We start from the raw sequence: 18,960 nt of genomic DNA, 5'->3' as shown, positions 1-18,960 counted from the left end.
CGGGGCGTCGGCGGGGAGTTCCGCTGCAGATCCACCTTATCGCGGGAAGCTTAACAAGCGGTAAGACCGACCGTGAGGATTTGCACCCCATTAACTGTCCGGCACGAAACGGTTTGCTGGTGCCGGCGAACCGGCCTAGCAACGTTCAGGACAAATCCAGTCCGATTTTGACACAGCAGTACGACCGGGTTCCTGGCCCTCCAGTCACGGCAACCGCATTTCCAACCGCCCTGCGCCGCGCAGGGCGGTTTTTTTGTTCTGGGACGCCGGTGCGGGCACTGGCATAAGGCGAGGCGGCACCATCTGCGCGCGACCTGTGCGGTCGGCAGAACATGACCGATGCGCGGCACCAAGCCGGCAACGGCACCGGACCACGGGGAGCGACAGCAATGAGACCAGAAGACAACGGCGAGCCCGGTGCCGATATCCAAATTCGCCGTTCTCACCCGCCCGCCTTCAACGTGCCGGGGATCATCCTCGTCCTGATCGCGACCTTCGCGCTCGTTCACGGGGTGCGGGTCTATCTGCTCGGACCCGTCGCCACGGCGCAGGCGCTTCTCGATCTCGCCTTCATTCCCGGCTGCTATGGTGATCTCGATCCGGTTTGCGGTTTCCGCACGCCCGGCGCCGATCTCTGGTCGCCGCTGAGCTACGCCTTCCTGCACGGCGACTGGACGCATTTCGGCGCCAACGCGGTCTGGCTGCTGGCATTCGGCACGCCGGTCGCCCGGCGGGTCGGGGTGACGTGGTTCCTGGCCTTCTGCACCTGCGGCGCCATCGCCGGGGCGGCCGCCTTCTACCTCTTGAACCCGACGCTGATCGTTCCGGTGATCGGGGCGTCCGGCATCGTCTCGGCGTTGATAGGCGGCGCCTGCCGCTTCGCCTTCGGCGGAAGGGTGTCGCTGGCGCCGGGCCGGTCGAACGGGCCGCTGGTGTCGATCGGCGAATCGCTGAGAAACCGGACGGTACTGATCTTCATCGCCGTGTTCTTCGGCACCAATCTCCTCATCGGAAGCGGCGTCGGCGGCGAAATGGGCGGCGGCGCCGTCGCCTGGGAGGCGCATCTGGGCGGCTTCGCCTTCGGTTTCCTGCTGTTCCGGCTCTTCGATCCGTTGTCCCGGCCGCTGCGCCGCTGAACCGGGGCCTCTTGCCGTCTGCGTCGTGGTGGCACACCATCACGAATGGGCATGTCAGCGGGAGAAACAGCCATGAACGTGCGGCACATACTGGAAGCCAAGGGACGCGACGTCGTCACCCTCAAGCCGGAGGCGACGCTGGAGGAGACGATGCAGGTTCTGGCGAACCGGCGCATCGGCGCGATCGTCCTGACCAACGAGAATGGCGGCGTCGCCGGCATCGTGTCGGAACGCGACGTGGTCCGCGTCCTCGGCACCGCGGGAGTCGGCGCCATCTCCCAGAGCGTCGGCGAGGTGATGACATCGCAGGTGAGCACCTGCACCGAGGCGACCACGGTCAACCAGGCCATGGAAATGATGACCACCGGCCGCTTCCGTCACCTGCCGGTCTGCGAGAATGATCGTCTGGTCGGCATCATATCGATCGGCGACGTGGTCAAGCAGCGGATCGAGGAAGTCGAGCGCGAGGCCATGGAGATGCGCGAATATATCGCCGCCGGCTGAGCGGAACCGCCGGGGCCCGGCCCCGGGTCCCGGAACAGGGGAACGCGCCGACCTAGCGTGTGGCGTCGGCCGGGATATCGGTCATGCGCCGGATTTCGGCGATCCGGCTGATCGTCGCCTCGTAGCCGTGATCGATGGCTTCCCGGGCGCGGAAGAATTCCGACAGGCCGATGTCGCGCACGCGCGGCTGCAGCGACAGGTCCGGCGGGTCGCCGGCGAGGCGGGCCCGCGAGATCCGGTCCTGAATGATGTTGAAGGCGTCGACCATCGAGCGCGCCATGCCGAGCTTCTCGCGCCGCTGGGCGAGATCGTCGAGCGGCGCTGCGTCCACCATGCGGGCGGCGAGGTCCGCGGCTTGCGTCGCCGCGGTCGCAGGGTCGGCGCGCAGCCGCATCACCGCCGCGCGTCCGAACAGATCGTAGTGCAGGTTGACGGCGACCACGAAGCGTTCCTCGTAGACGCGGCAGACGCTCACCGGGACCGGATTGACCAGCGCGCCGTCCATCAGGCTGCGCCCGCCGCAGTCGAGCGGCTCGAACACGCCGGGCAGGGCGTATGAGGCGCGCATGGCCAACACCAGCGAGCCCGAATCGATCCACACTTCGTGACCGCTGCGCGCTTCCGTCGCCACGCAGACCAGCGGCCGGTCGAGATCCTCGATCCGCAGGTCCGAGAGCGCCTCCGACAGTTTTCGGCTGAGCCGCATGCCGCCGATCAGGCCGCCGGCACCGAAACGGAAGTCGAGGAAGCGGATCAAGCCGCGGCGTGTCAGGGACAGGGCGAAGGATTCGAGCTCATCGAGCTTGCCGGCGAGGTAGCAGCCGCCGACGAGCGCGCCGATGGAGGTGCCGGCGATCATCGAGATGGGGATGCCGGCTTCGTCGAAGGCCCGCAGAACGCCGATATGGGCCCAGCCGCGCGCCGCGCCGCCGCCCAGCGCCAGGGCAATGCCCGGCTGCTTCCTGGCGGTCTCGGACCGGACCGGCGCGGCGTCCATCGGCGGTCCTTCCCGGCGGCTGAAAACCCGATCGAGCATCCGCGTCACTCCGGCTGGCAATCACGATCAATGGATCATGATGCGCCTAAAGTTTGATCAACTGCTTAAGGATCAACTGGCGTCGGAGTCCCGGCCCGGCGAGGCGTCGAGCGTGCGGCCGTCGGCGGCCACGCGGCGATAGAAACAGGTGTCGCGGCCCGTGTGACAGGTGTCATCGGGCTTGGCGGCGGCGACCTTGAGCCACACCGCGTCCTGGTCGCAGTCGATGCGGATCTCGGCGACGCTCTGCAGGGCGCCGGAGGTTTCGCCCTTCTTCCACAGCGCCTGGCGCGAGCGCGACCAGTAATGGGCAATGCCCGTGGCCAGCGTCCGGTCCAGCGCCTCGGCATTCATGTGCGCGACCATCAGGAGGTCGCCGGACGCCACGTCGGTGACGACGGCGGTGACAAGACCGGCCGCGTCGAAACGCGGACGCAGAACCGCGCCCTCTTCCTGTTCGTGGTGATCAGAGGAGGGAGCAGCAAAGAGCGGGGCAGGCGACATGTCGGCAGTCACGAGCGGCTGCTGGCCTGCGCGAGGAAGCGGGACTTGAACTCCCCATCCTCGGCGAAGACGCCCTGGAAGGCCGAGGTGATGGTCATCGAGCCCTTGGAGCGGATGCCGCGCATGGACATGCACATGTGTTCGGCCTCGATCATCACGGCGATGCCCTTGGGGACCAGCATGCCGGCAATGGCCGAGGCGATCTGCGCGGTCATGGATTCCTGCGTCTGGAGACGGCGCCCGTAGATGTCGACGACGCGAGCGATCTTCGACAGGCCCAGAACGCGACCGTCCGGCACATAAGCGACATGCGCCTTGCCGATGATCGGCACCATGTGGTGCTCGCAATGGGAGTGGAAGTCGATGTCGCGGACAAGAACCATGTCGTCATAGCCCGAGACGTCCTGAAACGTGCGGCCGAGAACGTCGCCGGCTTCGAGCTTGTAGCCGCCGAAGAGTTCCTCATACGCCTTCACCACGCGGGCAGGGGTCTCCAGCAGGCCCTCGCGCGACGGGTCCTCGCCGATCCAGCGCAGCAGCGTCTTGACCGCAGCCTCCGCCTCGGCCCGGCTCGGCCGGTCGTCCGCGCGCTCGTCGGCTGCTTCGGGGAATTTCTTGACGACGGATTCCATGTCGTTGCGCTCCGGTGCCGTGGGAATGCGCGCTGCGATCCACTGCGAATGATGGTCGGGATTCTTGGCCGGATGGCCGGCCCGGCCCGCAATCGAAATCTTCGTCACGCTCATCTCTATCTTCGGTGGCCGCAAGGGGCCGCTTCATGTCGAAGCCGACCTGACGGCGACTTTCGAACCGGTGCCACGCGTCCTATATAATTTCCGACCGAACGAAATGACAGGGCCATCGGCAATTGCGCGATGGATTGGTGTGCAAGTGATCGACGACGTCTACAACGCGCGGATACTGGAACTGGCGGGAAACATACCCCGCATCGGGCGGCTGGAGGCTCCGGATGCCAGCGCCACGGCGCATTCCAAGCTGTGTGGCTCGACCGTGACGATCGACCTGAAACTTGCCGACGGCGTCGTGGCGGACTTCGCCCACGAGGTGAAGGCCTGCGCCCTCGGCCAGGCCTCGTCGTCGGTGATGGCGAGCCACGTCGTCGGGGCGACGCCGGAAGAACTGCGCGCCACCCGCGAGACCATGCGGCGGATGCTCAAGGAGAACGGCGCACCGCCGGAGGGCCGCTTCGCCGATCTAAGATATCTGGAGCCGGTGCGCGAGTACAAGGCGCGCCACGCCTCGACCATGCTGACCTTCGACGCCGTGGTCGACGCGCTGGACAAGATCGCCGCACGGGACAAGAGCGCGGCGGCGTGAGCCTGAGTGGCCGGTACGCGCCGTCGATCCGGGCGGGGCACTAGGCCCATGTGCGACCGCCAGACCGACGACGCCGATCCTGGCCGTGCGGCCGCCGCCGGCATGGGCATCGCAGCTGGGCGCAACTATTCCGGCCCGTGGCGGGCAACGCCCGGCCGGTATCTGGGCCTCGGTCTCGTGCGCCTCTACCAGCTGACCCTGTCGCCGCTGATCGGCAGCCACTGCCGGCATCTGCCGACCTGCTCGGAATATGCCTATGAGGCCGTGGCGCGCCATGGCCTGTGGAGCGGCGGCTGGTTGTCCGTCTTTCGGGTCGGCCGCTGCGGCCCGTTCGGCACCAGCGGCATCGACAATGTACCCGAAGCGCTGCCGGCACGGCACCGCTGGTGGGCGCCGTGGCGCTTGCTGCGGCTGGGCCGCCCGGCTGTGCGCACTCCAGAGTAGCGGCCCGCCCAGTCTGGCCGGCGCTCAGAAGGCGCGCGGAATCCTTAGCACTTGGCCGGGAAAGATCAGGCTCGGATTGGCGACGATGTGCTGGTTCGCCTGGTGAATGATCGGGAACTTGGTGGCGTCGTCGAAATAGCGCAGCGCCAGCTTCGACAGCGTGTCGCCAGCAGCGACCTGGTGCAGCCAGTAGCCGGAAAAGCCCGGCAGGATCAGCGGGCCGTAGAGAACCGGTACCGTCACGGTGGGGGGAGGCACCCCGTCGCCGCCGCCGCTGTCGTCGGAGACGGTTACGAACAGCCGGTTGAGGGTGAAGGCTGTGCCGTCGGGAATGTCGACCGCCGCCTGGAACTGGCGGATCGATGTCGAGCCGGCCGTGGCGGAGGCGGAAACCTCGTCGTGGCCTTCGCCGATGAGGATCGACAGATGCGCCTCGAAACCGACCGCGTTACCGGCGATCAGGATCCGGCTTCCGACAAGATCGAAAGGCTTCGGCTGCAGGATTTCGATGTTCATCGAACTGGCTCCCTTGCATCGGAACGCCGCATCCAAATATATCCCGCCCGAACCCCTTGAGCAATCGTACCCGACTGCCACCGTTCGGCCGGCCGTTGCCGGTCACAGCAACCACCCGCGATCGTAGGCGGGACTGGAACGAAAGAGATACATGATGGCGAACGCCGTTTCCCTGACCTTCCCCGATGGATCCGTGCGCGAATACGAGGCCGACACGAGCGGCCGTGACATCGCGGGCGGCATTTCCAAATCGCTTCTCAAGAAATCCGTCGCCTATGCGCTCGACGGCGAGGTCCGCGACCTGGCCGACCCGGTCGGCCGTGCCGGGGCGATCGAGATCATCACCCGCGACGACCCGCGGGCGCTGGAACTGATCCGCCACGATGCGGCGCACGTCATGGCCGAGGCGGTGCAGGAATTGTGGCCGGGCACCCAGGTCACGATCGGCCCGGTGATCGAGAACGGCTTTTTCTACGATTTCGCCCGCGACACGCCGTTCACGCCGGACGACCTGCCGGTCATCGAGAAGAAGATGGTGGAGATCATCCGTCGCAACGCGCCCTTCACCAAGGAGGTCTGGTCGCGCGACAAGGCGAAGGCGGTCTTCGCCGAGAAAGGCGAGGCCTACAAGGTCGAGCTCGTCGACGCGATCCCCGAAGGCCAGGACCTGAAGATCTACAGCCAGGGCGACTGGTTCGACCTCTGCCGCGGTCCGCACATGGCGGCGACCGGCCAGATCGGCGACGCCTTCAAGCTGATGAAGGTGGCCGGCGCCTACTGGCGCGGTGATTCCAACAACCCGATGTTGACTCGCATCTACGGCACCGCCTGGGCCACCAAGGAGCAGCTCGCAGCCTATCTCCACATGCTGGAGGAGGCCGAGAAGCGCGACCACCGGCGGCTCGGCCGCGAGATGGACCTGTTCCATTTCCAGGAGGACGCACCGGGCACGGTGTTCTGGCATCCCAAGGGCTGGCGTCTCTACCAGACGCTCGTCTCCTATGTGCGCCGGCGCCAGGAGGCCGAGGGCTACCAGGAAGTGAACGCGCCGCAACTCCTCGAGCGGTCGCTCTGGGAGACCTCAGGGCATTGGGAAAAATATCACGAGGACATGTTCGTCACCGAGACGGAGGATGAGCGGGTCTTCGCGCTGAAGCCAATGAACTGCCCGGGGCACGTGCAGATCTTCAAGCATGGGCTGAAGAGCTATCGCGACCTGCCGCTGAAGATCGCCGAGTTCGGCGCCGTGCATCGGTACGAGCCGTCCGGCGCGCTGCACGGGCTGATGCGCGTGCGCGCCTTCACGCAGGATGACGCCCATGTCTTCTGCACCGAGGAGCAGATCACCGCCGAAAGCCTGAAGATCAACGACCTGATCCTGTCGATCTATCGTGATTTCGGCTTCGAGGACGTGCTGGTGAAGCTGTCCACCCGGCCCGAGAAGCGCGTCGGGTCGGATGAATTGTGGGACAAGGCGGAAGCCTCGATGCGCGACGTTCTCGCGATCATCGAGGAGCAGGGCAAGGGCCACATCACCACGGCCGTCGCTGAGGGTGACGGTGCCTTCTACGGCCCGAAATACGAGTACACCTTGCGCGACGCGATCGGCCGGCAATGGCAGGTCGGCACCAATCAGGTGGACTTCAACCTGCCGGGCCGCTTCGGAGCGTTCTACATCGACCGCGATTCGGAGAAGAAGACGCCGGTGATGCTGCATCGCGCGATGCTGGGCTCGGTCGAGCGCTTCATCGGCATCCTGATCGAGAACTGCGCCGGCCATCTGCCGCTGTGGCTGTCGCCGCTGCAGGTCGTCGTGGCGACGATCACGTCGGAGGCCGACGACTATGCGCTGCAGGTCGCCGAGGAGCTGCGCCAGGCCGGCCTGCAGGTCGAGACCGATCTTCGCAACGAGAAGATCAACTACAAGGTCCGCGAGCACTCCATGGCCAAGGTCCCGGTGATCATGGTCTGCGGCAAGCGCGAGGCCGAGGAGCGGACCGTCAACATCCGTCGGCTCGGTGCTCGCGAGCAGACGCCGATGGCATTGGACGACGCGGTCGCGGCGCTCGCCGACGAGGCTGTGCCGCCGGACCTGAAGCGCCGGCAGGAGGCGCGCCGCAAGGTCGCCTGAGACGAACATTCGACGGGCCCCGGAGCCGATCCGGGGCCCGTTTTCGTCATCGGCCTGTCATCGGTGGTCGGCTAGGGACGGAAAACCGTTCATGGCCGGCCGATGCGAACCACGACCCATCTGACCTACGCCCGCCCTTCGGACACGCTCGTCCGGCGCCTCGCCATCCGCTCCATGGAAGAGCTCTCTGGCCGCCGCCGGCTCGCTCGGCTCTATGCGGTCTGGCAGCGCCACCTCGCATCCGGCGACGTGCCGGCCTTCGGCATGATGCTCGATCTGATGCGGATCAGCCTGCGGATCGAGGGCCGCCTCCCGGACCCGGCGACACTGCCCGAGCGCCTGGTGATGGTCGCCAACCATCCCTTCGGGATCGGCGACGGCGTCGCGCTTCTGGCCCTGGCGGAGCAGCTCGGCCGGCCGTTCCGCATCCTCATCAATGCCGACCTGATGAAGATCCCCGAAATGGCCGCCTATGGGCTGCCGGTGTCCTTCGAGGAGACGCGCGCGGCGATGGCCGCCAACATGGCGACGCGGGTCGAGGCGATGCGACTCTTGGCCGAGGGCACGACCATCGTCGTCTTCCCGGCCGGCGGCGTGGCCACGGCGCCGAAGATCTTCGGCGAGGCAGCCGATCTGCCCTGGAAGCAGTTCACGGCGCGGCTGATCCGGTCAGGCTGCGCCGCCGTTCTGCCGATCCATGTCCATGGCCAGAACGGGCCGCTGTTCCACCTCGTCAGCCGCTGGTCGATGACGCTTCGCGTCGGGCTGCTGATCGGCGAGTTCCGGCGCAGATATGGCGGGTCCATCGACCTCAGCATCGGGCCGTTGATCGCATCCGGGGAATTGTCCGCCATCGGCGACCGACGGCTACTGACCGAGCGCCTGCGCCAGGCCGTCTTCAGTCTCGCGCGGCCGGCGGCCCAGCCCCAATCCGTGTGCGAACCGATCGCCGCCTGATTCTTACTGTCGACCGAAGGGAATGATCGTGCGGGGCTAGTCGCCCGATCCGGCAAGTGGGTCCGGCGTCTCCGCGAGATCCGACGTCAGCACTTCCACGTCGGTATTCTGGCCGGGTTCCACCGCAAAGGCCCGCTGGTAGACCTTGTCGTTGTTGCGGGCGACGATGACGTAGTCGCCCGACGCCAGCACCATCGACGGGAAGGCGCCGACGCTTTCGCGCACCGGATCGCCCGAGGCCGTGGTCACCGACCATGCCGTGTCGGCGATCGCCTCGCCGCCGAGCTCGCGCACCAGCTTCATCGTCAGCAAGGCGGCGCGGTGCTGCAGGGTCGCGTCGGTGACCTTGCCCGGCTCGACGCGGATGTCGGCCCGCACCGACGCGTTCACCGAGCCGTAGCTGGACACGATATGATAGGTGCCGGCATTCAGCCGCAGCACCTTGTTGGGCGGCACGTCGCTGGCGATCAGGTCGCGGTCGCTCTCGGTCTCGGCGTCGCTGTACACGTCGAAGGAGAGGCGGGCCGGCTCTATCGTCTGGCCGTCGCCGACCATGGCGTCTAGCCGCAGGCCGCCGGCATTCAGCGTGATGGTCTCCTGCGTCTTCACGCCGGTGAAGTCGATCCGCTTCACGACCCCGGCGCGGCCGAAGCCGACATGCAGGATGTAGGAGCCCGCCGGAACCTCGAAATTGGCTTCGCTGCTTTCGGACGAGGCGATCAGCGTCGCGCGCCCGTCGATGGCCGGAATGGCAGAGAACAGCCGCCAGACGAGCCCGTTGGGGATCGGCTCGCCGTCCTCGGTCAGCCGCGCTTTCAACGTCAGCGTCGCGCGCGAACGGATGATGTCCTGGCTGGGCATGTTCTGCGGCGCGTAGGCGGGCAGACCCGGAAGCTCGATCTTCGGCGCCTTCGGAATGCCGGGTGCGACGGGCAGGGCGATCGGGTCGAACCGCTGCAGGCCGCGCGTCGGCGCTGCGCCCACATCCGCGGCATTGGGCAGCAATTCGCTGGCGGAAGGGGAGACATAGGCGCCCGGCTTGCGCGGCTCGCCGCCGAACAGGCCGCCACCGCGATCGAGCAGCGACGGAATCGGGATATCCTGCGCCAGCCCCGGACTCGTCGCGACCACTATCGAACTGATGATCGCCACAAGACGGGCATCGACCGCCACGAACCAGACCCCTGCTTTCACAAACCCCGTCTCTCATGACCCCAGATGATGGACGAATTCAAGGCGAATGCTCATGCGACGGCGAATTCGCCGCGCCGACCCGCCGTTTCGCGCGGCGCGGCCGGTTTGATCTGGCGGCCGCCAAGGGCTAGCTGGAACGCACCATCACGTAAGGACGCTGCCTTGACCGACACGACGACATTCCTCGCCACCCGGCGCTCGATCCCGATTCCGCTGCTCGCCGCGCCGGCACCAGACGGGGCCGAGCTCGACCAGATCCTGCAGATCGCATCGCGCGTTCCCGATCACGGCAAGCTGGCGCCGTGGCGTTTCATTCTCTACCGCGGCGACGCTGCGAACGATCTGGGCAAGGCGCTCGCCGAACTGGCCGAGGCGCGCGAGGGCGCACCGCTGGGCGAGGCGCGCCAGCGCGCCGAATCGACCCGGCTCAGCCGCAGCCCGCTGGTCATCGCAATCGTGTCGACGGCCCGCGAGCATGTGAAGATCCCGGTGTGGGAGCAGGTGCTGTCCGCCGGCGCGGCGGCGATGAACCTCGTCACCGCGGTGCATGCGCGCGGCTACGGCGCCAACTGGGTGACCGAATGGATCGCCTATGACGAGGACGCCAAGGCGCTTCTCGGCATCGCGGCGGACGAGAAGGTCGTCGGCTTCGTCCATGTCGGCACCCCGCAGGACGCGCCGACGGAACGTCCGCGACCCGACCTCGCCGACATCGTCACCGAGGCACGGGCGCGGGAGGCGAAGTGATGCTGTTCTACGAACCCGAGCGCGGCGACCACGGACTGCCGCATGACCCGTTCAAGGCCATCGTCGCCCCGCGGCCCATCGGCTGGATTTCGACGCGCGCGAAGGACGGCGCGGTCAATCTCGCGCCCTACAGCTTCTTCAACGCGGTCAGCGACCATCCCAAGCTGGTGATGTTCGCCTCGGCCGGCTTCAAGGATTCGGCCAACCTCGCCATCGAGAGCGGCGAGTTCGTCGCCAACATGGCGACCGGCGATCTGGCCGCGGCGGTGAACCGCACCTCGGCGCCGGCCCCGCGCGGCCGCAGCGAGTTCGAACTGGCCGGCCTGACCGAGGCGCCGTGCCGCCTTGTCGCCGCGCCGCGCGTGGCCGAGAGCCCGGCGGCGCTCGAATGCAAGGTCACCCAGTCGTTCCAGCCGGTCGACGTCGACGGCAAGCCGTCGGACTGGGTGATGGTCATCGGGCAGGTCGTCGGCATCCACATCGCCGAATCGGTGCTGAAGAACGGCATGCTGGAGATGAGCCTCGCCCGTCCGCTGTCGCGGCTCGGCTATCTCGACTACGCCGTCGCGGACGAGGTATTCCAGATGCGCCGGCCGACGCTCGAGGATGCCAGCGACAGCTGATCTCCGAGGCGAAACGCGCCCTTGCGAGGGACAGGTCGCAGGGGCGGCGACCTGCCGACATGGTTGATGCTCCGTCGATCGATATGGTGAACGAAACCTAAACCTTTGCCTGACACACTCCTTTCCAACAGTCGGGTGCGCAGCAGAGGTCGCCAGTTCCATGATCGTTCAGCGGTTCGTCAAATGGTGTGAGACGGCGACCAGCACGCAGCGGGCCGAAGGCGCCGCGATCCTGTCGCGGGCGCTGCTCGACGGGCGCATCACCGCCGAGGAGCGGCCGGGTGCCGACGCGGCCCTGATGCTCATGCTCGACGATCCCTCGCCGAAGGTGCGCCAGGCCATGGCACTGGAACTGGCCGACGGGCGAGGGGCGCCGCGCGCCGTCCTGCGCGCGCTCTGCGAGGACAATGACAGCATTGCCTGCATCGTCGCCGGCCGCTCGCCGGCATTATCCGATGACGACCTGATTGACCTCGTCGCAACCGGCTCCGAGGCCCTCCGGGACGCCATCGCCGCGCGCCGCCTTGTCTCGGCACGGGTCGCGGCGGCCCTGGCGGAACTGGCCGCGGCCGCCACCTGCATCACCCTGCTCGGCAATCCGGGCGCCGGGATCGCCAGCATCAGCTACCGCCGGATTTCCGAGCGGCATGGCGATGTCGCAGCGCTGCGCGGTGCGCTGGTGGCGCGGGACGACCTGCCGTCCACCGTGCGCCAGACCCTGATCCTGCGGACCGGGCAGGCGCTGGCGGAACTGCCGATGCTGCGCAACCTTATCGGCGGCGAACGTGCCGACAGGCTGGCCTTCGAAGCCTGCGAACGGGCAACCGCGCTCCTGGCCGACAATGTCGGCGAGGCCGAAGTGCCGGCGCTGGTCGAGCATCTGCGCGCCAGCGGCCAGCTCAACGTCGCCTTCCTGCTGCGCACGGTCTGCACCGGCAATATCGATCTGTTCGCCGCAGCGCTGGTGCGGCTCTCGGCCATGTCTGACCGCCGCGTCCGCACGATCCTTGCCGATGGTCGCCAGAGTGCCTTCCGCACGCTGATGACGGCGGCCGGACTTCCCGTCGCTTCGGCCCCGCTGTTTCGCTGCGCCGTCGCGGTGTGGCGTGACCTGGCCGCTGGACGCCTGTCCGTGGCGGTCGAGGACGTGCCGCAGGTCGTCATGCAGCGGGTCGCCGGGTCGTTCACGGCCACGCAGGGCGATTCGGGCTTCGACGAGATCATGCGCTTCCTGCATCGCCTTGCCGGCGAAACCAGCCGCGAGGCCGCGCGCCAGCACGCCCGCCAGCTCGCAGCATAGGCAGCAGCGAAAATCAGCGTCGATGCGTCAGTAGCGGAACTGCTCGGCCAGGATGCGCTCGTCCCAGGAATGATCCGAATCGAACAGGATCAGGCCGGTATCGTCCATCGATTCGCAGATGGTGATGTGCCGGACCGATTTGACTTCCGTCGCGTCGGCCACCGCGTTGACCGGGCGCTTTTCCGGCTCCAGCACGGTGATCTCCACCGTCTGGTGGTTGGGCAGCAGAGCGCCGCGCCAGCGGCGGGGCCGGAACGCGCTGACCGGGGTGAGCGCCAGCAGCGGCGCGTCGACCGGAATGATCGGCCCCTGGGCCGACAGATTGTAGGCCGTCGACCCGATCGGCGTCGCCACCATCACGCCGTCGCAGACCAGCTCTTCCAGTCGCACCTGACCGTCGATGGTGATCCGCAGCTTGGCGGCTTGGTAGGACTGCCGGAACAGGGCGACCTCGTTGATCGCCAGCGCCCGGTGGGTTTCGCCCTCGGCATCCGTCGCGGTCATCGTCAGCGGATGAATGGTGTTCTCGACCGCCTCGGCCAGACGCTCGCGCAGACCGATCTCGCGATAGTCGTTCATCAGGAAACCGATCGTGCCCTTGTTCATGCCGTAGATCGGGATGCCGGTGTTCATGAACCGGTGCAGCGTCTGCAGCATGAAGCCGTCGCCGCCGAGCGCGACGACCACCTCGGCGCTCTCCGGACGGTCGTTGCCATAGAGCGCCGACAGACGCTGGGCTGCTTCCTGCGCGGGTTCGGCCTCGCTGGCCAGGAAGCTGATGGACTGGGGCAGACGTCGCATGAATGGGATCGGCACTTCTGGAGGCATGAGGCGGCAGGGCCCGCGGGTCCCTTGAGGACGTAACCCGTCCTGCGCCGCACGCCAAGCGCGGCCATAGTCCGCACATGGCCGAAAATCCCGCTGCAAATCACCAAACGATATGCTATGGCGCAGCCGCGCCGGATTAGCTCAGCGGTAGAGCAGCGGTTTTGTAAACCGAAGGTCGGGGGTTCAATCCCCTCATCCGGCACCATGCAACCCATTCATTTCACTGCAGAATTGCGTTTGGGGGCAGTCAAAAACAGTTGCTCCTGTGTTTGAGAGTGTGCTCGCAGCGCCGAGCCTAAACTCCCTTGCCTTCCGCTGTTTTGGTGATTCCAAGAAAAACGCTATGTTTTCATACCTATCGTTGACGGTCATTCTCACTCGAAGTGAGATGCAATGGGGGGGAGCAACTGTATCGAAATCATGTGGTGAGTGGGCGTCCAAACGATCATCCATTGCTGGGACGCTATGTGTACCGCCCCTAATGCTGCGGAAAACGCGGACCTGATGACTTCGCGGCCTTGGAAGAGGCGCGGCCCGGCAGGGCGATTTTGCAAAGGGTAAGCACGAATGCTAAATCAGTTTAAAGCCCAACCCAAATAAGTTACGATCTCTCACACGCTGAGTCGCTATCAAGTTGTTTCTGTCGCTGCTGCGTATAGCGCAGGAAGGGGGCTAGAGATTGTCAACGGGGCGTCTGGCAACACGGTCAATATTGCACCAACAACACTTCTCGCAATGCCGACTATGCCAATGGCTTCTTCGACCGAAAGGATCACCTCTGGGTGGATAAGTGGATTTCTGTGTAGCTTCGTCATTTGCTTTATCGCCTCTACAATTTTCGTATCGCCAAAGCCTTTCTTGTGCATCTCAGCCGCGAAGTTTCCTAGGGTTTCCAAGTTCGGTCGCGGCGAACCTGAAACCTCGTCCCAATATCTACGAACTACCGACTCTGTGACCCGGAAAACATGAAAGCCGCAAGCTGTCCCGAGTTCAAATGCGAGAGCCCTTCCTGCTTGCATTGCATCCCGCTCCGTTTCCGGTGCTTTAACAAGAAGAGTCCTCGGAAATAGTCCAACGCCTGCATCGATTAGCAGGTTTACGTCAAAGCTCTCCTTTCCGGTGACCAAGTAAGTGGGTATAGTGTTCAGCTCTGAGAGGAATACCATTTTGAATTGGTCTCTCAGGTTTTTCATATTCCAAACGTCGTATTCTGTTAGATTACCTGTCGGGCTGTTCCCAACTGGTGTCAGTAGGCGGTTGAGCTCTGTTTGAAGACTGTCGTGCTTGGTGCGTGTGCTTCTCAGGAAAGGCCCATATGGACTGGCACTGAAAAGCGCTTCGAGTTGATTTTTAGCATTGAAGATCGCATGCCAGTTCATTGGTGACAGCGGGCCAGTAGCGACCGCGTTGAGGCCGTCCAACACGGCGGCGATTTCGATAACCCACGGTATTGAAATTCGCTGCACGACGTTTCCTTTTGATCTTGCTGATCGGAACCTCTCTATCCCCACGGACAGAAAAATAGTCCAGCGAAACCGCAGACGGCCGCTTCCGCTCCGATCTTTGTCCACATCCCCATGTTTCATTTATTCATGTTTCTAGGCATCGAGCGTACTTTCGCTACGCACGATCGAGCGCCGCGCCGGCTTCCAGCGCCGGTCGCTCTCCTCCGAGATCGTCTATTTGATTGAGAACGCGCTCGCGAATGAGGAGGAGACCAATGTGGCCATCCTCCGCATGACGATGGGATCAAACTCCCAGGCGGCTTAGCCCTTGCAGGAGTGCTGAACTGTTCGGGTGATCGGCACGCGATTGAGCTCGCGATGCGCCTTGTTGAATTCCCCGAGCGGCACGATGAAGACATACCGGAAATCTGAGCTGACCTCGCAGAGCTTGCGAACGACCTGTGTGTCGTGGCGGTCGTAGACCACGGCTCTGACCGATGAGCCGGAGGGGGTCAGTGCTGCATACCGCACGTTGTTGACCTGCTTCACCCGGTCGAGCACATCGTCCGCGTGGGCCACCGTGGTCATCAACAACAGGACTGCTAGAATTCGAAGCATGGTTTCTCTCGGAAAAAGGGCCGACCTACCTAGTCGCCTCGATTGGATCAAGTCGCCTCCGGCTGAGTTCACTACAGAAACCGCAGCGCGCTCAGCCGCAGCACTTCAGCGCGTGTCGATCATTTGGCTCCCGGCTTCATGAGGTCAGGGATGCCCGTCTCCAGGAGACCGGACACCTTCTCGAGTTGGGACAGGGTGAAGTCGTGGATGCCCAGCTCCATCTTGCGAGTGATGAGACGGTTCACGCCGAGCTTGGCGCCCATCTCCTCGTAGTTGAGATCGTTGATGACCTCGCGATAGTAGTTCAGCTTCACGCCGACGTTCCGATGGAACTGCGAGATCGGGCTCTGTTCGGCGAACGTCTGCCGGCCGCCCCGGCGCCGCTTCGACATGTCGACGGTCGGCTCCAGGCCATGGCGCGTCTTCATGAAGCGGATGTGGTGGGCCACGGTGCTGTACTGGCGACCATGTTTGTCGACCAGCCAGCTGTAGCTGGCGCCGTGCTGCCAGTCCTCGACTGCGCCTTCGGGCCAGGGCTTCTTGGAGTCGAAGCCGTCCACTGGTGAAATCGTCATGCTGTATTCCCTTATGCCGCATTCAGGGACTGTGTTCGGAGGTGTGTCTCCGAACACAGTCTTAGTTTCCGCAAACGGGTGTGTTTTCCGCTGCGTTTTGGCGCATAAGTGAATGAAATCAGGTACCTAGGCTGTTTGGACAGTGTGATTTGTAAACCGAAGGTCGGGGGTTCAATCCCCTCATCCGGCACCATTCATCCAAAACAGCGAACGTTCGTTCAGCCGAGATGGCGCCGCGTCGCGTAGAGCGCGATGGCGGCGGCGTTGGAGACGTTGAGCGAGCGGATCGCGCCGGGCATTTCCAGCCGGGCGAGGGCATCGACGGTCGCCTGCGTCTTCTGGCGCAGGCCCTTGCCCTCGGCGCCGAGAACGATCGCGATGCGCTCGCCGGAAAGGCTCGCCTCGAAGGATTCCGGGCCGTCCGAATCGAGGCCGATGGTGCGGAAGCCCTGCTTCGACAGCGCGCTGAGCGCATCGGCGAGATTGACCACCTCGATCTGGGTCACGTGTTCGAGTGCGCCCGAGGCAGCCTTGGCGAGAACGCCGCTCTCCTGCGGGGAGTGCCGCGCCGTGGTCACCAGTGCATCGGCGCCGAAGGCCGTGGCCGAGCGCAGGATCGCGCCGACATTGTGCGGGTCGGTCACCTGGTCGAGGACGATGACCAGCCGGGCCTTGCCGAGGTCGCTCAGGCGGATCGCCGGCAGCGGCTCGGTTTCCAGCATGACGCCCTGATGCACGGCCTCGCCGCCGAGTTCGGCATCGAGGCGCTTCGGCTCGACCATCTCGACCGGGCAGCGAATCGCATCCTCGGCGATCTCCAGGCGGGCGAGGGCGTTGCGCGTCACCAGCAGGGAGTGGAGCTTGCGGTGCGGGTTGTTCAGCGCCGCCGCGACCGTATGGATGCCATAGAGGCGCACCCGTCCGGCAGGCGCCGGGCGACCGGGCTGGGGCCGCCGCTTGAGCGCACCCGCGGGCGCCGCGCCGCCATCGGTGCGCTTGCGGTCGCGGTGGGCACGCCGAAGAGTGGCGTAATGGGTGTCCTTGGGGGTGCCCGAAGGCGTATCGTCGCTCATAGGCGCCTCTCTATCCCACCCGGCGATGCGAAGAAAGCGGCGATGCCCGCGCGGCCCGGCTTCCGTCCCAGGGGGCGCAACAGGTCGGGCAATCGGTTTCGTGCGGCCGCGATGGCCGCCGGGTGAAATTCGATGCGATTTCCAGTGCCATTCGGCGTTGACAGATCGCGCCAAGGCCATCATAAGGCCGCTCGGAAACGCTCGGTCCCGCGCCGAACGCTTCCAGCAGCCAGGCCAAGCGCCTGCATGCTTCGACGGCAGTCCGGAGGGGTGCCCGAGTGGTTAAAGGGGACGGACTGTAAATCCGTTGGCTATGCCTACGTTGGTTCAAATCCAACTCCCTCCACCACTGCCGGTCGAACGCTGATGCGAAGGCGCGGGTATAGCTCAATGGTAGAGCAGCAGCCTTCCAAGCTGAATATGCGGGTTCGATTCCCGCTACCCGCTCCAGACCTCCCGCATTTCCCGGTCTCATCCGCTGTACTAATCAAACCATGCGTGCCCGCGTGCGGCGTCTTTGTGTCCGGCACGTTTGCGCAGCGCTTGTCATTGGCCGCCGCACTCGTTATGTCGCGCCCGGACTCACGCATCCGCTAAGTTGGGAGCCGACGATGGCCAAGAGCAAATTCGAGCGCAACAAGCCGCATGTGAACATCGGCACGATCGGTCACGTTGACCATGGCAAGACGTCGCTGACGGCGGCGATCACGAAGTACTTCGGCGAGTACCGTGCGTACGACATGATCGACGCGGCGCCGGAAGAGAAGGCGCGCGGCATCACGATTTCGACGGCGCATGTGGAGTACGAGACGGAAGCCCGTCACTACGCCCATGTCGACTGCCCGGGCCATGCCGACTACGTGAAGAACATGATCACCGGTGCCGCCCAGATGGACGGCGCGATCCTGGTGTGCTCGGCCGCCGACGGCCCGATGCCGCAGACCCGCGAGCACATCCTTCTGGCCCGCCAGGTCGGCGTGCCGGCGATCGTGGTGTTCCTGAACAAGGTCGACCAGGTGGACGACGCCGAGCTCCTGGAGCTGGTCGAGCTCGAGGTTCGCGAGCTGCTGTCGTCCTACGACTTCCCGGGCGACGACATTCCGATCGTCAAGGGCTCGGCGCTGGCCGCCCTCGAGGACTCCAACAAGGAGATCGGCGAGGACGCGGTGCGTGAGCTGATGAAGGAAGTCGACGCCTACATCCCGACGCCTGAGCGTCCGGTCGACCAGCCGTTCCTGATGCCGATCGAGGACGTGTTCTCGATCTCGGGCCGTGGCACGGTTGTGACCGGCCGCGTCGAGCGCGGCATCGTCAAGGTCGGCGAGGAAGTCGAGATCGTTGGCATCCGCGACACCAAGAAGACGACGGTGACGGGCGTCGAGATGTTCCGCAAGCTGCTCGACCAGGGCCAGGCCGGCGACAACATCGGCGCGCTGGTTCGCGGTGTCGATCGTGAAGGCGTCGAGCGCGGTCAGGTTCTGTGCAAGCCGGGTTCGGTGAAGCCGCACACGCGCTTCATGGCCGAGGCCTACATCCTGACGAAGGAAGAGGGTGGCCGTCATACGCCGTTCTTCACCAACTACCGTCCGCAGTTCTACTTCCGCACGACGGACGTGACCGGCGTGTGCACGCTTCCCGAGGGCACCGAGATGGTGATGCCGGGCGACAACGTGACGATGGACGTGACGCTGATCGTGCCGATCGCGATGGAAGACAAGCTGCGCTTCGCCATCCGCGAAGGCGGCCGCACCGTCGGCGCCGGCATCGTCGCCTCGATCATCGAGTAGGACGAAAACCAGGGGCAGGCTACGTGGCCTGCCCCTGTTTGCAAGCTTACGGGTTTCCGCTCTGCCTGACCGTTGCTTCTACCGGGTGGCTATGTCCCCGTGCAGGTCCCGTACCTATGCTCGTAGGTGCACATCAGCAGCTCTGACTATTGATTTGCCGTCGCACCCCAAGTGCGACATTTCCACACGAAGCCGGTTCGACAG

The 18,960-nt window shown here is 65.2% G+C and carries 20 protein-coding genes and 3 tRNA genes; 13 read left to right on the top strand and 10 right to left on the bottom strand.

Going from position 1 to position 18,960, the window contains the following annotated elements; all coding sequences use genetic code 11:
• Window positions 1–389 precede the first annotated feature (389 nt).
• Both SI859A1_RS10590 and SI859A1_RS10585 read left to right on the top strand, forming a co-directional pair.
• Complete coding sequence (locus tag SI859A1_RS10590) at window positions 390–1,136, top strand: rhomboid family intramembrane serine protease (protein WP_009209766.1); 747 nt, start codon at window positions 390–392, stop codon at window positions 1,134–1,136.
• 72 nt (window positions 1,137–1,208) lie between these two features.
• Window positions 1,209–1,640 carry a CBS domain-containing protein gene (locus SI859A1_RS10585; protein WP_009209765.1) on the top strand — a complete coding sequence of 144 codons (432 nt, stop codon included), beginning with the start codon at window positions 1,209–1,211 and terminating at the stop codon, window positions 1,638–1,640.
• Between the two features lie 52 nt (window positions 1,641–1,692).
• On the opposite strand, the gene SI859A1_RS10580 is transcribed toward SI859A1_RS10585, so the two are convergent.
• The 3 genes from SI859A1_RS10580 to folE form a co-directional block, all read right to left on the bottom strand.
• Window positions 1,693–2,637, bottom strand: coding sequence for a patatin-like phospholipase family protein (locus SI859A1_RS10580; RefSeq protein WP_009209764.1), 945 nt, complete (start codon window positions 2,635–2,637; stop codon window positions 1,693–1,695).
• Between the two features lie 111 nt (window positions 2,638–2,748).
• Complete coding sequence (gene hisI / locus SI859A1_RS10575; protein ID WP_009209763.1) at window positions 2,749–3,180, bottom strand: phosphoribosyl-AMP cyclohydrolase; 432 nt, start codon at window positions 3,178–3,180, stop codon at window positions 2,749–2,751.
• An 8-nt stretch (window positions 3,181–3,188) separates the two neighbouring features.
• Entirely contained in the window at window positions 3,189–3,812 is a 624-nt protein-coding gene (gene folE, locus SI859A1_RS10570) for a GTP cyclohydrolase I FolE (protein ID WP_009209762.1), read from the bottom strand.
• A gap of 259 nt (window positions 3,813–4,071) precedes the next feature.
• Between folE and SI859A1_RS10565 the strand changes: the two genes are divergently transcribed.
• Together SI859A1_RS10565 and yidD are read left to right on the top strand one after the other, a co-directional pair.
• A complete protein-coding gene (locus tag SI859A1_RS10565) occupies window positions 4,072–4,518 on the top strand; it encodes an iron-sulfur cluster assembly scaffold protein (protein ID WP_040325680.1) in 447 nt (148 codons plus the stop codon).
• 48 nt (window positions 4,519–4,566) lie between these two features.
• Window positions 4,567–4,962 carry a membrane protein insertion efficiency factor YidD gene (gene yidD, locus SI859A1_RS10560; protein ID WP_040325679.1) on the top strand — a complete coding sequence of 132 codons (396 nt, stop codon included), beginning with the start codon at window positions 4,567–4,569 and terminating at the stop codon, window positions 4,960–4,962.
• A 24-nt stretch (window positions 4,963–4,986) separates the two neighbouring features.
• Here the strand turns inward: yidD and SI859A1_RS10555 are convergent, their stop codons facing one another.
• The gene (locus SI859A1_RS10555; protein WP_040325678.1) at window positions 4,987–5,478 is read right to left on the bottom strand and encodes a LysM peptidoglycan-binding domain-containing protein; all 492 of its coding nucleotides are present in this window, start codon (window positions 5,476–5,478) and stop codon (window positions 4,987–4,989) included.
• 154 nt (window positions 5,479–5,632) lie between these two features.
• Here SI859A1_RS10555 and thrS point away from each other — a divergent pair, with 154 nt between their 5' ends.
• A complete protein-coding gene (gene thrS, locus SI859A1_RS10550; protein ID WP_040326455.1) occupies window positions 5,633–7,609 on the top strand; it encodes a threonine--tRNA ligase in 1,977 nt (658 codons plus the stop codon).
• A gap of 102 nt (window positions 7,610–7,711) precedes the next feature.
• Window positions 7,712–8,566, top strand: a complete 855-nt coding sequence (locus tag SI859A1_RS10545; RefSeq protein WP_009209757.1) for a lysophospholipid acyltransferase family protein — start codon at window positions 7,712–7,714, stop codon at window positions 8,564–8,566.
• A gap of 36 nt (window positions 8,567–8,602) precedes the next feature.
• Here SI859A1_RS10545 and SI859A1_RS10540 read toward each other — a convergent pair whose 3' ends face one another.
• Window positions 8,603–9,760: an RgsD C-terminal domain-containing protein gene (locus tag SI859A1_RS10540; RefSeq protein ID WP_081451370.1), complete on the bottom strand. Its 1,158-nt coding sequence runs from the start codon at window positions 9,758–9,760 to the stop codon at window positions 8,603–8,605.
• 162 nt (window positions 9,761–9,922) lie between these two features.
• Here SI859A1_RS10540 and SI859A1_RS10535 point away from each other — a divergent pair, with 162 nt between their 5' ends.
• From SI859A1_RS10535 to SI859A1_RS10525, 3 genes are all read left to right on the top strand, one after another.
• Window positions 9,923–10,507 carry a nitroreductase family protein gene (locus SI859A1_RS10535; protein WP_040325677.1) on the top strand — a complete coding sequence of 195 codons (585 nt, stop codon included), beginning with the start codon at window positions 9,923–9,925 and terminating at the stop codon, window positions 10,505–10,507.
• A gap of 2 nt (window positions 10,508–10,509) precedes the next feature.
• The gene (locus SI859A1_RS10530) at window positions 10,510–11,130 is read left to right on the top strand and encodes a flavin reductase family protein (protein ID WP_040326454.1); all 621 of its coding nucleotides are present in this window, start codon (window positions 10,510–10,512) and stop codon (window positions 11,128–11,130) included.
• Between the two features lie 160 nt (window positions 11,131–11,290).
• Complete coding sequence (locus SI859A1_RS10525; protein ID WP_009209753.1) at window positions 11,291–12,430, top strand: DUF2336 domain-containing protein; 1,140 nt, start codon at window positions 11,291–11,293, stop codon at window positions 12,428–12,430.
• 27 nt (window positions 12,431–12,457) lie between these two features.
• On the opposite strand, the gene SI859A1_RS10520 is transcribed toward SI859A1_RS10525, so the two are convergent.
• Window positions 12,458–13,231: an NAD kinase gene (locus SI859A1_RS10520; protein WP_040325676.1), complete on the bottom strand. Its 774-nt coding sequence runs from the start codon at window positions 13,229–13,231 to the stop codon at window positions 12,458–12,460.
• Between the two features lie 157 nt (window positions 13,232–13,388).
• On the opposite strand from SI859A1_RS10520, the gene SI859A1_RS10515 reads away from it, so the two are divergent.
• A tRNA-Thr gene (locus SI859A1_RS10515) sits at window positions 13,389–13,463 on the top strand.
• 424 nt (window positions 13,464–13,887) lie between these two features.
• Here the strand turns inward: SI859A1_RS10515 and SI859A1_RS21465 are convergent.
• The 4 genes from SI859A1_RS21465 to rlmB form a co-directional block, all read right to left on the bottom strand.
• Window positions 13,888–14,724: a hypothetical protein gene (locus SI859A1_RS21465; protein ID WP_148233809.1), complete on the bottom strand. Its 837-nt coding sequence runs from the start codon at window positions 14,722–14,724 to the stop codon at window positions 13,888–13,890.
• 300 nt (window positions 14,725–15,024) lie between these two features.
• The gene (locus SI859A1_RS10510; RefSeq protein ID WP_148233808.1) at window positions 15,025–15,321 is read right to left on the bottom strand and encodes a hypothetical protein; all 297 of its coding nucleotides are present in this window, start codon (window positions 15,319–15,321) and stop codon (window positions 15,025–15,027) included.
• A gap of 119 nt (window positions 15,322–15,440) precedes the next feature.
• Window positions 15,441–15,896, bottom strand: coding sequence for a hypothetical protein (locus tag SI859A1_RS10505; protein ID WP_244400962.1), 456 nt, complete (start codon window positions 15,894–15,896; stop codon window positions 15,441–15,443).
• Window positions 15,897–16,114: 218 nt separating this feature from the next.
• A complete protein-coding gene (rlmB, locus tag SI859A1_RS10500) occupies window positions 16,115–16,969 on the bottom strand; it encodes a 23S rRNA (guanosine(2251)-2'-O)-methyltransferase RlmB (RefSeq protein ID WP_009209748.1) in 855 nt (284 codons plus the stop codon).
• Between the two features lie 264 nt (window positions 16,970–17,233).
• On the opposite strand from rlmB, the gene SI859A1_RS10495 reads away from it, so the two are divergent.
• From SI859A1_RS10495 to tuf, 3 genes are all read left to right on the top strand, one after another.
• A tRNA-Tyr gene (locus tag SI859A1_RS10495) sits at window positions 17,234–17,318 on the top strand.
• Between the two features lie 27 nt (window positions 17,319–17,345).
• Window positions 17,346–17,419, top strand: a tRNA-Gly gene (locus SI859A1_RS10490).
• A 161-nt stretch (window positions 17,420–17,580) separates the two neighbouring features.
• On the top strand, window positions 17,581–18,756 hold the full coding sequence (gene tuf / locus SI859A1_RS10485; protein WP_009209733.1) for an elongation factor Tu: 1,176 nt from the start codon (window positions 17,581–17,583) through the stop codon (window positions 18,754–18,756).
• Window positions 18,757–18,960 lie beyond the last annotated feature (204 nt).

This window comes from Aurantimonas manganoxydans SI85-9A1, from assembly GCF_000153465.1.
GTDB lineage: Bacteria > Pseudomonadota > Alphaproteobacteria > Rhizobiales > Rhizobiaceae > Aurantimonas > Aurantimonas manganoxydans.
The sequence above is the reverse complement of the archived record's forward strand: the minus strand, read 5'-3'. Positions and strand labels throughout refer to the sequence as shown.

Excerpts from the sequence above, each read along its gene's own strand:
- thrS (WP_040326455.1), top strand. The coding sequence starts at position 5,633 with ATGGCGAACGCCGTTTCCCTGACCTTCCCCGATGGATCCGTGCGCGAA.
- SI859A1_RS10520 (WP_040325676.1), bottom strand. The coding sequence starts at position 13,231 with ATGCGACGTCTGCCCCAGTCCATCAGCTTCCTGGCCAGCGAGGCCGAA.
- SI859A1_RS10545 (WP_009209757.1), top strand. The coding sequence starts at position 7,712 with ATGCGAACCACGACCCATCTGACCTACGCCCGCCCTTCGGACACGCTC.
- hisI (WP_009209763.1), bottom strand. The coding sequence starts at position 3,180 with ATGTCGCCTGCCCCGCTCTTTGCTGCTCCCTCCTCTGATCACCACGAA.
- SI859A1_RS10580 (WP_009209764.1), bottom strand. The coding sequence starts at position 2,637 with ATGGACGCCGCGCCGGTCCGGTCCGAGACCGCCAGGAAGCAGCCGGGC.
- SI859A1_RS10525 (WP_009209753.1), top strand. The coding sequence starts at position 11,291 with ATGATCGTTCAGCGGTTCGTCAAATGGTGTGAGACGGCGACCAGCACG.
- SI859A1_RS10510 (WP_148233808.1), bottom strand. The coding sequence starts at position 15,321 with ATGCTTCGAATTCTAGCAGTCCTGTTGTTGATGACCACGGTGGCCCAC.
- yidD (WP_040325679.1), top strand. The coding sequence starts at position 4,567 with ATGTGCGACCGCCAGACCGACGACGCCGATCCTGGCCGTGCGGCCGCC.
- SI859A1_RS10505 (WP_244400962.1), bottom strand. The coding sequence starts at position 15,896 with ATGACGATTTCACCAGTGGACGGCTTCGACTCCAAGAAGCCCTGGCCC.
- SI859A1_RS10555 (WP_040325678.1), bottom strand. The coding sequence starts at position 5,478 with ATGAACATCGAAATCCTGCAGCCGAAGCCTTTCGATCTTGTCGGAAGC.
- folE (WP_009209762.1), bottom strand. The coding sequence starts at position 3,812 with ATGGAATCCGTCGTCAAGAAATTCCCCGAAGCAGCCGACGAGCGCGCG.
- tuf (WP_009209733.1), top strand. The coding sequence starts at position 17,581 with ATGGCCAAGAGCAAATTCGAGCGCAACAAGCCGCATGTGAACATCGGC.
- SI859A1_RS10585 (WP_009209765.1), top strand. The coding sequence starts at position 1,209 with ATGAACGTGCGGCACATACTGGAAGCCAAGGGACGCGACGTCGTCACC.
- SI859A1_RS10590 (WP_009209766.1), top strand. The coding sequence starts at position 390 with ATGAGACCAGAAGACAACGGCGAGCCCGGTGCCGATATCCAAATTCGC.
- rlmB (WP_009209748.1), bottom strand. The coding sequence starts at position 16,969 with ATGAGCGACGATACGCCTTCGGGCACCCCCAAGGACACCCATTACGCC.